This window comes from Acinetobacter sp. TUM15071, from assembly GCF_008980925.1.
Taxonomy (GTDB): Bacteria; Pseudomonadota; Gammaproteobacteria; order Pseudomonadales; family Moraxellaceae; genus Acinetobacter; species Acinetobacter dispersus.
In genome coordinates this window covers 48,617-61,158 of the sequence record NZ_BKGB01000010.1, presented here as the reverse complement: position 1 = coordinate 61,158, position 12,542 = coordinate 48,617, and the positions used below count along the sequence as shown (strand labels likewise).

General features: G+C 44.0%; 11 protein-coding genes. 10 read left to right on the top strand and 1 reads right to left on the bottom strand.

What is annotated here, in order from left to right; genetic code table 11:
* The first annotated feature begins 1 nt into the window (after window position 1).
* The 10 genes from GBI66_RS11105 (at window position 2) to GBI66_RS11060 (ending at window position 11,228) form a co-directional block, all read left to right on the top strand.
* Window positions 2-934, top strand: coding sequence for a VOC family protein (locus GBI66_RS11105; protein WP_151716129.1), 933 nt, complete (start codon window positions 2-4; stop codon window positions 932-934).
* Window positions 935-961: 27 nt separating this feature from the next.
* Window positions 962-2,173, top strand: coding sequence for an NAD(P)/FAD-dependent oxidoreductase (locus GBI66_RS11100; RefSeq protein ID WP_151716128.1), 1,212 nt, complete (start codon window positions 962-964; stop codon window positions 2,171-2,173).
* A 308-nt stretch (window positions 2,174-2,481) separates the two neighbouring features.
* On the top strand, window positions 2,482-3,705 hold the full coding sequence (locus GBI66_RS11095; protein ID WP_151716127.1) for an MFS transporter: 1,224 nt from the start codon (window positions 2,482-2,484) through the stop codon (window positions 3,703-3,705).
* A gap of 33 nt (window positions 3,706-3,738) precedes the next feature.
* Window positions 3,739-4,260, top strand: coding sequence for a cupin domain-containing protein (locus GBI66_RS11090; protein ID WP_004652930.1), 522 nt, complete (start codon window positions 3,739-3,741; stop codon window positions 4,258-4,260).
* 33 nt (window positions 4,261-4,293) lie between these two features.
* Window positions 4,294-5,109, top strand: a complete 816-nt coding sequence (locus tag GBI66_RS11085) for an alpha/beta fold hydrolase (protein ID WP_151716126.1) — start codon at window positions 4,294-4,296, stop codon at window positions 5,107-5,109.
* Between the two features lie 22 nt (window positions 5,110-5,131).
* Window positions 5,132-5,926, top strand: coding sequence for an SDR family oxidoreductase (locus tag GBI66_RS11080; protein ID WP_151716125.1), 795 nt, complete (start codon window positions 5,132-5,134; stop codon window positions 5,924-5,926).
* 9 nt (window positions 5,927-5,935) lie between these two features.
* Entirely contained in the window at window positions 5,936-6,727 is a 792-nt protein-coding gene (locus GBI66_RS11075) for an aspartate dehydrogenase (RefSeq protein ID WP_151716124.1), read from the top strand.
* 12 nt (window positions 6,728-6,739) lie between these two features.
* On the top strand, window positions 6,740-8,206 hold the full coding sequence (locus tag GBI66_RS11070) for an aldehyde dehydrogenase (protein ID WP_151716123.1): 1,467 nt from the start codon (window positions 6,740-6,742) through the stop codon (window positions 8,204-8,206).
* Window positions 8,207-8,244: 38 nt separating this feature from the next.
* Entirely contained in the window at window positions 8,245-9,885 is a 1,641-nt protein-coding gene (locus GBI66_RS11065) for a thiamine pyrophosphate-binding protein (protein WP_151716122.1), read from the top strand.
* 149 nt (window positions 9,886-10,034) lie between these two features.
* Complete coding sequence (locus GBI66_RS11060) at window positions 10,035-11,228, top strand: hypothetical protein (protein WP_151716121.1); 1,194 nt, start codon at window positions 10,035-10,037, stop codon at window positions 11,226-11,228.
* Between the two features lie 72 nt (window positions 11,229-11,300).
* On the opposite strand, the gene GBI66_RS11055 is transcribed toward GBI66_RS11060, so the two are convergent.
* A complete protein-coding gene (locus GBI66_RS11055; RefSeq protein ID WP_151716120.1) occupies window positions 11,301-12,296 on the bottom strand; it encodes an AraC family transcriptional regulator in 996 nt (331 codons plus the stop codon).
* Between the last annotated feature and the right edge of the window lie 246 nt (window positions 12,297-12,542).

The following is a 12,542-nucleotide window of genomic DNA, read 5'->3' as shown; positions in this document are numbered from 1 at the left end:
CATGATTACAGGGATTGAGATTTTAAAGTTTGGCGTTGAAGACAGAGCTGCTTCGAATAAATTTTTGACAGATTTCGGTCTCAAGCAAAGTCAGTCAGATATTGAAGGCACTGATCTTTACCAGACACAAAATGGCAGCAAGATTTACTTATTTGATTGTGATGATCATCGTTTACCAAAAGCCATTGAGTCAGGTTCAACTTTACGTGAAGTGACTTGGGGGCTAGATGATGTTGCACAGGATTTGGCAAATTTAGCACTTCGTCTGAATGATGTGGAGGGTTATCAAGCCAGTACGGATATGGTGCAATGCATAGATCCAAATGGCATGACCATCCGTTTTCAAAAGAGTTTTACCCAAGAGCTGCCTGCATTAAAAACAGAAGGCATTAACCAATATGGCAATGTGCAACGTGTCAATGCAGCAAGTCCTGTATATGAAAAAGGACAACCTGTTGCGATTGGTCATGTGGTGTTTTTCACACCTGATTTAGCAAAAACTGAAAATTTCTATCGTGAGAAACTTGGTTTCTTCTTATCAGATGCTTATCGCAATCGTGGTGCATTTTTACGCTGTCGCGGTAAAGGTTTCCACCATGATCTGTTCTTGCTTTCAGTGCCAAATAAACCTGCAGGACTCAATCACGTCGCATTCGTGGTGCGTGATATTCATGAGGTGATTGGTGGCGGATTGCACATGAACCGTTCGGATTGGTCGACTTTCATTGGTCCGGGACGTCATCCGATTTCTTCAGCTTACTTCTGGTATGTCAATTCACCGCTTGGTGGTGCGTTTGAGTATTACACCAATGATGATTATCTGACCGAAGAATGGCAACCACGCATCGAAGAACATCGTCTGGAACTCTTTACAGAATGGGCGATTGAAGGCGGTCTGGATGATCATACCCGTCGTCAGGTTAAACCTGCATAAGTACAGATCAGGCAGGGAGAACAAGCTATGGAAAGAATCGTAATTGTGGGTGCAGGACAAGCAGCAGGTTGGGCAGTCAGTACTTTGCGCCAGAATGGATATTCAGGTGAAATTCATGTGGTCTCAAATGAAGACCGTGTGTTTTACGAACGCCCACCATTGTCAAAACAGGTACTTTCAAAAGAAGCCACTTATGAAAGCTTGCATCTGTTTTCTCCAGAGCAGGTGCAGGATTTTAATATCCAATGGCACAAGCCAGCAGTTGCTACTCAGGTAGATCGCCAGCAGAAGCAGGTGGTTCTGGAAAGCGGTCAGGTTTTACCCTATGACAAATTGTTGATTGCCACAGGTAGCCGTGCGCGTGTTCCTGTGAATACGTGGCAGTTTATTCCCAATGTGGTGACGTTACGCAATGTTCAGGATTGTGAGCGTTTAGCCGAAATCTTGCAGCATTCGCAAAAGTTAGCCGTGATTGGTGGTGGCTGGATCGGTTTGGAAATTGCGGCGACCGCACGTAAACAGGGTAAAGAAGTTCATATTTTTGAATACGGTGATCTTCTTTGCGCACGTAGTGTCAGCCCTGATGTCTCTGCTTTTCTGAAAAGTATGCATGAGCAACAGGGTACTCAGATTCATTTAGACAGTAAAAATCTGCATTTGATTGAAGCAGGTCAGCAAAAAGTTGAAGTGGTCAATCATCCGAATGCAAGCGAGCTGTTTGATTGTGTGGTTGTAGGTGCAGGTGCTGATATTGCCAAAGAGCTTGGCGTGAATGCAGGCTTGGACGTCAAGGATGGCATTGTGGTGAATTGTTTTGGGCAGACTTCTGACCAAGATATTTATGCCGCAGGTGATGTTGCGATTCATCCAGGGCTTGGATATTGCATCCAATCATGGGCAAATGCACAGAATCAGGCCATTGCCGCTGCAAAATCAATGCTGGGTATTGAAACCGAATATAGCGATATTCCGTGGTTATGGTCAGATCAGTATCACTTCAATATTCAGATTTTAGGTACTTATCAACCTGAGAAAACCGAGCAGATCGTGGTTCGAAAAGGCGCAGATGATCAATGCAGTTATTTGTATTTAGATGATCAAAACCGGTTGTTGAACATGATCGCAATCAATGATTCAAAACTGGTCAAACTGGCAAAGCGCTGGATGCAGTCGAATACCGAGTTAGACCCAAAATTATTAGCAGACCCTGAATTTAATGTAATGAAATTAAAACCGTAAAGCTTAGGGTCTGTTGACATTTCAACCATGCATTGCGTTATCGGCTAAAACGACATAAACAAGGCATGAAATGCAGGCAATGGCGATCCCCTTGTCAAGTTTCATAACGAAGTTTAGGGAAGTTTTAGCCATAACCCTACGGGACAGAGACATTTTTTGCCGCTACAGCGTTAGGTATTGTTTACTTAGAGTGGCTAAGTTTCACAAAACCTGCCTTGTACCGTCTAAAAAATGTCTGCTGTCGCAAGCATCTGTGAAATGTCAACAGACCCTAGGTCCGGTTCATGACTCAATCGAAGGAATGAAGTATGAGTAATGAAGAGAAAAGTGGATTAAAGCATTGGGTTCCTGCTTTTGTCCTAATGGTATGTGTCGTTCTGGCATTCTTCGACAAAATTAGTATCGCGGTCTTGTTTGCTGACCCGCACTTCCAAGGTGCGATGGGAATTGCAGAAGACAAGGCAAAACTCGGATGGCTCATGACCAGCTTCTTGTTGGCTTATGGCTTCTCTTCGGTATTTTTGAGTTTCCTTGGCGATATTTTTAACCCGAAGAAAATGCTGTTCTGGAGCGTCGCATCATGGGGCTTGCTCATGTTCTGTATGGGTTTTACCACCAACTATACAGGCATGTTGATCCTGCGCGTTTTGCTTGGTCTAGCTGAAGGACCCTTATTTGCACTGGCGTATGCCATCGTGAAGCAAACTTATACCGACCGTCAGCAAGCACGTGCTTCGACCATGTTTTTATTAGGAACCCCGATTGGTGCATTCCTCGGTTTTCCAATTACTGCTGCAGTATTGGCAAAGCATGATTGGCATACCACATTCTTCGTGATGGCGGGTTTAACGGTCATTGCATTACTTGCGATTGCATTTGGTTTACGTCATTTACAGCTCAAGAAAACCATTGAATTGGAGTCGACCAGCAAACGCGTCAATTTCAAAGGGCACATTCATAACACCAAGGTACTACTACAGAATCGTGCATTCTGGTTGGTGTGTATTTTCAATATCGCATTGATGACCTATCTATGGGGCTTAAATAGCTGGGTGCCTTCTTATCTGATTCAGGACAAGGGCTTTAACCTGAAAGAATTTGGTGTTTATTCAAGCCTTCCATTTATTGCCATGCTGATTGGTGAAGTGATCGGTGCTTTCCTTTCGGACAAGTTAGGCCGCCGTGCTGTTCAGGTTTTCAGTGGCCTGTTGGTGGCAGGTATCTTTATGTATGTCATGGTGATTATGACTGACCCAATTCTCGTGATCGCAGCGATGTCTTTAAGCGCAATGGCTTGGGGCTTTGGTGTCGCAGCCGTATTCGCTTTACTTGCCCGTGTAACAACTGCCGATGTTGGTGCAACTGCGGGTGGAATTTTCAATGGAATGGGTAATTTTGCCAGCGCAATTGCACCTGTTCTGATCGGTTACATCGTGATGCAAACACATAGTTTTAATTTAGGAATTACCTTCTTGGCAGCCGTCGCTGTGATTGGATCATTCTTCTTAGTTCCTTTATTGAAACGTTATTAATCAAACTATTGAACAAAACCTAGGAGTTAAAACATGACTACTCAACAATTCGAATCATGGACACAACCTGAAGGTACAAATTTACAAGACTGGTTGAATACACGTATCGCACGCTTTGAAACACGTAAATATGATTTCGATGCCTTGAAGTTTCAGGCAGATTACGACCCGAAATATCGCCGTGCACAAATGCGTTATATGGGTACAGGTGCAACCGGTGTGGTCAATGATGGTAATACCGTTCCAGCAGAAAATTTCACCTTTTCAACCATGGTACTTCCAGCACAGTGCGAAGGGCCTTTGCACATTCATCACGATGTGGAGGAAGTATTTTTCATGTTACGTGGCGAAATTGACCTGTTCATTGAACATAACGGCGAAAAATTCGAAACCCGACTGAAAGAGCGTGACCTGATTTCAATTCCACCTGGAATTTATCGTGGCTTGTTTAATCCGGGTCAGGAAGATGCCTTGATGTGTGTGATGTTAGGTGCTGGTAAACCAACCATTCCGAACTATCCACCTGAGCATCCATTGTCTCAAATCAAACGTTAATCCGATTGATCTTATAAATGTTGAAGGAATGACATGATGATACTGATTGAGCGTTTAGCGAAATACCCAGTCAAAACTATTGCCGTAAATGGTCAGGTGCAAGCCTATCGTGAGGCAGGTCAAGGTCAGCCGCTGATTTTATTGCATGGGATTAGCTCGGGTTCAGCCTCTTGGGTCAATCAACTAGAGACACTCTGTCAGCATTTTCATGTCATCGCTTGGGATGCACCGGGCTATGGTTTATCCGATGGTTTAAACACAGATCAACCCAATGCAGCCGATTATGCAGAACGGGTATTGGCTTTGATGGATACGTTGAACATTGCAAAAGCCGTTGTAATTGGTCATTCATTGGGTGCCTTACAGGCCAGTGCGTTTGCCTATCTTTATCCTGAACGGGTACTGACTTTAGTGCTTGCCAACGCAGCACAAGGTTATCAACGTTCCGATGAAGATACCAAAGCACAGGTTTATCAAAAACGCCCGAATATGTTGAAAAGCTTGGGCAATGCAGGCATGGCTGCCAGCCGTGGACCGCATTTGATTTATAAACAAGACCCTCAGGCACTGGCTTTGGTCAGTGAGGTGATGGGGCAACTGACATTAGACGGTTTTACCCGAGCATCTTATTTGCTGGCGTATGACGAAATTCGAAATTATTTAACAGAACTTACTGTTCCTTGTGTGGTGATTGCGGGTGACAAGGATGGAATTACGCCTGCGCAAGCGATCAGGGAACTTGCAGTAGAAATGCAATTGAGCCGATGTCATCTCATTACAGATGCAGGTCATCTGAGTTATGTCGATCAACCTGAACAGTTTAACGACATTGTTTTATCGGCATATTAAGACTTAAACGAGAGATATGGATATGAGCTTCCAAGTTGAAGGAAAAGTAGCAGTTGTAACAGGTGGCTCGTCAGGCATTGGTTTGGCTGCAGTCGAAATTTTAGTTGCAGAAGGTGCCAAGGTGGCGTGGTGTGGTCGAGATGAGCAGCGTTTGGCGGCATCAAAACTGTATATTTTAGAAAAATATCCGCATGCCAATATCTTCACCAGTATCTGCAATGTCTTGGATAAAGAAGATGTAAAACGTTTTGCTCAACAGGTCAATCAGAATCTGGGCAATGTCGATATGCTGATCAATAACGCAGGTCAAGGACGTGTCTCTAATTTTGAAAATACCCAAGATGAAGACTGGATGAAGGAAATTGAACTGAAGTATTTCAGTGTATTACATCCAGTACGGGCATTTTTAAATGATTTAAAACATTCAGCATGCGGGTCGATTACCAATGTCAACTCATTGCTGGCACTACAACCAGAACCGCACATGATTGCGACTTCATCTGCACGTGCAGCATTGCTGAATTTAACTCATTCACTGGCGCATGAATTTACCCAGTACGGTGTTCGTGTCAATTCAATTCTGTTGGGCATGGTGGAATCAGCACAGTGGAAACGCCGTTTTGAAACCCGTTCTGATCCCAATGCGACTTGGGAACAGTGGACAGGCAACATTGCCAAAAACCGTGGCATTCCAATGCAACGTTTAGGTAAGCCAGAAGAGCCAGCACGTGCCTTGGTGTTCTTGGCATCACCTTTAGCATCCTATACCACAGCTTCGACAATCGATGTCTCTGGTGGATTTAACAAACATTTATAAGGTGTTCACATGAAACAGTTGATGATGATTGGTTTTGGAGCGATGGCGGCAGAAGTGTATGCCCACATGCCACAAGACCTGCAACTTAAATGGATTGTGGTCCCTGCACGCAGTGTCGAAAAAGTACAGGCACAGGTTGCAGCTGATGTACAGGTGATTTCTTCAATTGATGAATGTCAGGGGACACCTGACTACGTGATTGAAGTGGCAGGCCAAGCTGCGGTGAAAGAACATGCGCAAAAAGTTCTGGAAAAAGGTTGGACCATTGGCCTGATTTCAGTGGGCACCTTGGCCGATAACGAATTTTTAATTCAACTGAAATCAACCGCAGAACAACACGATGCGCATTTGCACCTTTTAGCGGGTGCAATTGCAGGGATTGATGGTATCTCAGCAGCCAAAGAAGGTGGTCTGGAAAAGGTTACTTATAAGGGCTGCAAAAGTCCAAAAAGCTGGCGTGGCAGCTATGCAGAACAACTGGTCGACCTCGATCAGGTTAGCGAAGCAACGGTTTTCTTCCGTGGCACAGCCAGAGAAGCAGCCTTGAAGTTTCCAGCCAATGCCAATGTGGCAGCCACGATTGCACTGGCAGGACTGGGCATGGATGACACTATGGTTGAGCTGACGGTTGATCCGAGCATCAACAAAAACAAACACACCATTGTAGCGGAAGGCGTGTTTGGTGAAATGACCATTGAACTGGTGGGGGTCCCATTGGCAAGTAATCCCAAAACCTCAACTTTGGCTGCATTAAGTGTGATTCGTGCTTGCCGCAATAGTGTTGAAGCAATTCAGATTTAAAAGGATTTGATCATGGTAAAGGAAATTTATATCGCTGGTGAATGGCGATTAGGTAAAGGCGCTACGATTCAAAGTTTATTTCCAGCAGATCAATCGGTGAATGCTGAAATTTCAACGGCCAGTTTAGATGATGTCAATGAAGCTATTGAAAAGGCAGATGCGGCTTGGCGTAAAGCCGAGTGGCGCAACAGCATGCCGCATGAACGTGCCCGTATTTTATATAAAGTAGCAGACATTATTGAAGCGCGTGTCGATGAGCTTTCAAAGCTGCAAACTCGTGATAATGGCAAGCCATTGGCTGAAACCCGTGCCTTGACCATGAGTGCGGCAGCAACAGCACGTTATGTAGCAGCAGCCTGCGAAACCTTGAATGACGAGTTGACCACGCAACGTGCCGCAGATTTTATGACTATGAGCGTGCATGAACCAGTGGGTGTGGTCGCTGCAATTACACCGTGGAACTCACCAATTGCCAGTGAAGTGCAAAAATTAGCACCTGCACTTGCGGGTGGTAATGCGGTGATCCTAAAACCTGCGGAAGTGACTTCTTTGATTGCGTTGGAACTCGCACAAATCTTTGAAGAAGCGGGTTTACCGAAAGGTTTGCTTAGTGTATTGGTCGGACGAGGTTCGGTGATTGGTGATGCAATCGTAAAGCATCCTTTGGTACGTAAAATTTCATTTACGGGTGGAACCACCACGGGTCGTCATCTGGCACATTTAGCAGCTGATAAATTGATCACAACCTCTTTAGAACTTGGTGGAAAATCACCAACGATTGTATTGCCAGATGCAGATATTGAACTGGCAGCCAAAGGTGTGGCTTACGGTATTTTCAGTTCAGCTGGACAAGCTTGTATTGCAGGTTCGCGTCTGTTTGTGCACAGCAGTATCTATGATCAATTCCTAAGCCGTTTGGTTGAAATTACCAAAGGTTTGCGTGTTGGACACCCTGAAACCGCAGGCGTACATCTTGGCTCTTTGATTAACCCGAAGCATTTGGCTTCTGTCGATGACTATGTTCAGCTTGCGAAACAAGAAGGTGGACAAGTCCTTGTGGGTGGTCATGCCTTAACCGAAGGTGAGTTTGCCAAAGGTAGCTATTACTTGCCAACCATTATCACGGGCTTAAGCAATTCAGCACAAACCTGTCAGGAAGAAATTTTTGGCCCTGTGCTGGTAGTGATGAAATATGACGATGAACAAGATTTACTTGCACAAGCCAATGACAGTTGTTTCGGTCTTGCCGCAGGTATCTGGACTGAAAACTATCGTAAGGCATGGCAAATTGCCCGTGCTTTAGAAGTCGGTACGGTCTGGATTAATACCTATAAGAAATTCTCGATTTCTGCGCCGTTTGGTGGTTTTAAAGAAAGCGGAATTGGGCGTGAAAAAGGTCGTTTAGGCATTTTGTCTTACATGCAACAAAAAAGCATCTATATGGGATTAAGCGAGCAGCCAAATCCTTGGGCGAATTAATACATTCATGGAATGAACAGTTTTTGAGGAATATACAAATGACAGAACGTGTAAATGTCGGCGAAGCCATCGCCCGTGTTTTAGAAGCACACCAAGTAGACAGTATTTATGGAGTGATCTCGATCCATAACTTACCGATTGCCGATGCAGTTGGTCGCCGTGAAAAAATCCGTTTTGTGGCGGCACGCGGTGAAGCAGGCGCAGTCACGATGGCAGATGGTCACTCGCGTTTTAAAGGACTCGGTGTGGCGCTCACCAGTACGGGCGCGGGTGCAGGTAATGCAGTGGGCTCACTGATTGAAGCGATGAATGCAGGCAGCCCAGTGTTACATTTAACTGGGCAGGTGGAACGTGAATATTTGGATCGTGATGCCAGTTTTATTCATGAAACCAAAGATCAACTGACCTTCTTACGTGCATCGAGCAAAGCTGCATTTCGTATCACCAGCCCTGACAATGCGGTGGGTGTGATCCGTGAAGCGATTCGTGTAGCTACGACAGTACCAATGGGGCCAGTCAGTGTTGAGTTACCGATTGATGTACAAGCAGCAGAAATCGATTTGCCGCTGAACTTGGGCCCAGTAAAAGCCCTTGAATTACCACAGGCTGAACAGGTCGAAGTCGATTTAATCGTTGAAGAACTGAAAAAAGCCAAACGTCCAGTGTTTTGGATCGGTGGCGGTACGTTGAATAGCGTTGCGGAAGTCAAAGCCATCGCTGATCTTGGTATTCCTGTGGTGTCATCAACACATGCGCGTGGCGTATTGGCCGATGATCATCCGCGTAGCCTAGGTGCATTCCATAACTCGGCTGGTGTTGAGCAATTGCTTAAAGACGCTGATCTATTGGTAGTGGTGGGTTCTCGTTTACGTAGTAATGAAACCAAAACCTATTCAGTGCAATTCCCTGACAATATTATCCAGATTGATGCCAATCCTGTGGCACAACAGCGTAATTACAAAGTGCGTAACTTCATCTGTGGTGACGCTAAAGATGTATTGCAACGTGTATTGACTAGCTTGCAAGGTATTTCAAAAGTCGATGCGGATTATGATGCCGCGATGGTGAAGGCAAAACAGGCGGCAATCGATGCGCTACGTACGCAGTTAGATCAGTACGCTTTAATCTGTGATCACTTACGTGCTGCATTACCACAAGACGGTATTTTCGTACGTGACATCACCATGTCAGGCAGTACCTGGGGCAGTCGTTTATTCCCGGTACAGGCACCAAACCAGAATATTCATTCTTTAGCAGGGGCCATTGGTTTGGGGCTGGCGACCGCGATTGGTGCTTCGATTGCCAACCCTGATAAGAAAGTGATTGGCTTGGTCGGTGATGGCGGTTTGATGTTAGGCATCGGCGAAATTGCAACCATGGCGCAAGAAAATACCAATATGGTGTTGATGATCATGAATGATGGTGGTTATGGCGTGATGCGTGGTATCCAAAAGAATTACTTCGGTGGTCGCCAGTATTTCAATGAATTGCATACCCCAGACTATAAAGTTTTAGGCGAAGCAATGGGTGTGAAGAGCTGGAAAGTGGGCAGTGCTGATGAATTCAAGAGCGTGATTCAGGAAGCTGTTGCATTCCAAGGGCCAAGCGTGATTGAGCTGGATATGCATTCAATTGGTCCATTGAACTTTGCAGGGCCACCACAGAAAAAATTGTACTAACCCCGCTGAGCATTGGCAGTCCGTGCTGATGTGAAGACCGTTTTATGGGCAAATTTTTTTGCTCATAAAACGATAAAAACTATGTTTCATAGGTAAAACAAAAAAGCTAACCAACAGGATCGTTGGAACAAAAACCAAGGAATCAAGAGATGAAAAAGACCTCTATAGCAATGCTATTTGCTGCATTTTATTTGGGTACCACATCCCATGTTTTTGCGCAAAGCTCAGCCCTAGAATGGAAAAGTGAAGATGGAACGGATTCGGTAAAATTGGGTGGCGTGGTGCGACTCAACCAACGTTATGAAAATTGGGAAGGACCCAATGGCGGTTTTGGAAAACTGTATTTTGATATTTTTCGGGTGGATTTAAAAGGCAAGTTTGACGACGCTTATTTTAATGCCAGTTATCTGTTTCAGGATCAAGAGAAACGCTCGATTGAGAAAGCTTATGTCGGCTATAACCTTGATCAAAATAATAGTATCGAAGCAGGTTTTGTCTATAAACCTTTTGCAATCTATCCATATCCACAGAATGGCTGGACCTATCATATTCCATTCTTCCTCGGCTATGGCAATAACATTGCACCAGGTTTGAACTGGAATTTTAATAACAAGGATTGGGATATCAAACTGGGCTATTATCCGCAAATGCTGGATACCAGTCTGCGCTACTCACCTGAAAGTGCCACCTATGATGATTTGGCCGATAATGCGTTTCCAACCCAAAAAGCCTATCAAAATGAAAAGCGTCATCAATTTAACACGCGCATCGTACGTAAATTAGAAACAGATTTTGGTAAGCAAGAATTTGGTGTGTCGGGTGCTATTGCGCAATTGCATAATAAAAGCACTGATAAGAACGGCCAATATTATGCGGTCGGTCTACATACCGATAATAATTACAAACGCTTTAATTTACAAAGTTCTGTGATTCATTATCAATATGATGCCAAAAACCCAGATGGGGTCAGCAATGATGTGACTTTGATGGGCAATAATGGCTTTACCCCTGCCTATTTCATTGCTTCGGAAGCCACCGTTGCCAGTTTAAACCTTGCTTATACCTTGCCTGTACAGGACATGGGTAAACTCAAAGCCATCCGTTTCTATAATGACTATAGCTATATGGACAAGAAACGTGATGACTGGTCGGCTTCACAAATGAATACCACAGGGATGATGTTTATTGCTTCCCCATTTATGGTGTGGGCTGATTATACCTGGGGTAAAAACTCCAATATTATTGGTGGGGCTTCCAATGCCACAGGTTATACCTCAACCGTTTCGCCGTATAGTGACCAATGGCTTTACCGCATCAATTTAAATATTGGATTTAGTTTCTAAATTTCCAATTGGTACTTTTTTAGAAGGAGTGAGTCATGCCCATGATTCACTCTTTTTGCTTTTGAGAAGTTTTTAGCTGAGATGGCTTTTTCGATATTCTGATGGAGTCAGGTGTTCCCATTGTTTAAAGGCACGGCTAAAAGCACTCTGTTCGGCATAACCGAGTAGCAGTGCAATTTCAGTGAGAGACAGCTCTGATTTGACCAAATAGCTTTTTGCTAGTTCTACACGAATGCTTTTAACCAGATCGCTGTATTGCAAATTATAGCTAGTCAGCTTGCGATAAAAGCTTCTTAGCGACAGATTCATCTGTTTGGCAATATTCTCAGCAGAGGGTTCACCAATCTTGAGCATACTAACGATGAGTAGCTGTAAATCTTTTAAGAAAGTATCAGGATTGGGAATGCTCTTGAGCAGTGCTTCTGCCTGCTGATCTAATAGTTTTTTAAGATGCGGATCACGACTTGGAATGGGCAGATGCAGGATTTCAAGTGGTAGCCATAATCTTAATACATCTGAATCGAAACTGACGGAGCAGCCATACACTGCTGCATAGGGTGCGATATCAACAGGTGCAGGAGCAGAAAATTCGATTTCTAAAGGGCAAATCTCAGGTCGCTGCAAGATCTTACGGATGGTACTCAATACGCCTGAAAGCAGCACTTCATTCGAAAGTTGAGAGTTTTTATGTACCACAGGCGTCCAGCACATACAAAAGCGATCTTCTTTTTGCACAATCGAAAATGAAGCCGAGTTTTGCAACAGTGGTTGGAAATTCTTAAAACAATTCAGAAAGCTGATCAGGTTCGGACTGGATAATGCCAAGTAACCTAATATATGGATATGATGAGGTTCTGAGAGTTCACCAATATAATGTCCTAACACAGGCGTTGGATGTTGCTGATAGATGTGTTCAAGCAGACTCCACCATTTATGTAAGGGCATTCTCGATTGATTGGCATACTGTTGGGTGAGTTCATTGAGTTGATTATTCGAAATATTGTGTTGCTGTAGATACTTGTCGATGAGTTCTAACAGAACCGATGGAATACTTGGAATTTCAGTCATAATTGTTCTGCTCGTTTCGAAGTCAAATCCTTTAACCCAATTACAGATAAATCATCGCAGCGATCACGTTGTTGATTTACGTTTTTATCTTAGCCGATGCAATTTAAAATTTTTGTATCATCAAAGGACAGAATCATGCGCTTTGATCTCAAAATCTCTTATTAAGAATCAATAAAATAAGCCATAATTTCATCATAACTCTTTCATTTGACTTTGGTTATTTCAAGATGGCATCCACGGTCAAGC

What these genes read in the sequence shown, in the direction of transcription:
- GBI66_RS11105 (WP_151716129.1), top strand. Translation starts at nt 2, where the DNA reads ATGATTACAGGGATTGAGATTTTAAAGTTTGGCGTTGAAGACAGAGCT.
- GBI66_RS11100 (WP_151716128.1), top strand. Translation starts at nt 962, where the DNA reads ATGGAAAGAATCGTAATTGTGGGTGCAGGACAAGCAGCAGGTTGGGCA.
- GBI66_RS11095 (WP_151716127.1), top strand. Translation starts at nt 2,482, where the DNA reads ATGAGTAATGAAGAGAAAAGTGGATTAAAGCATTGGGTTCCTGCTTTT.
- GBI66_RS11090 (WP_004652930.1), top strand. Translation starts at nt 3,739, where the DNA reads ATGACTACTCAACAATTCGAATCATGGACACAACCTGAAGGTACAAAT.
- GBI66_RS11085 (WP_151716126.1), top strand. Translation starts at nt 4,294, where the DNA reads ATGATGATACTGATTGAGCGTTTAGCGAAATACCCAGTCAAAACTATT.
- GBI66_RS11080 (WP_151716125.1), top strand. Translation starts at nt 5,132, where the DNA reads ATGAGCTTCCAAGTTGAAGGAAAAGTAGCAGTTGTAACAGGTGGCTCG.
- GBI66_RS11075 (WP_151716124.1), top strand. Translation starts at nt 5,936, where the DNA reads ATGAAACAGTTGATGATGATTGGTTTTGGAGCGATGGCGGCAGAAGTG.
- GBI66_RS11070 (WP_151716123.1), top strand. Translation starts at nt 6,740, where the DNA reads ATGGTAAAGGAAATTTATATCGCTGGTGAATGGCGATTAGGTAAAGGC.
- GBI66_RS11065 (WP_151716122.1), top strand. Translation starts at nt 8,245, where the DNA reads ATGACAGAACGTGTAAATGTCGGCGAAGCCATCGCCCGTGTTTTAGAA.
- GBI66_RS11060 (WP_151716121.1), top strand. Translation starts at nt 10,035, where the DNA reads ATGAAAAAGACCTCTATAGCAATGCTATTTGCTGCATTTTATTTGGGT.
- GBI66_RS11055 (WP_151716120.1), bottom strand. Translation starts at nt 12,296, where the DNA reads ATGACTGAAATTCCAAGTATTCCATCGGTTCTGTTAGAACTCATCGAC.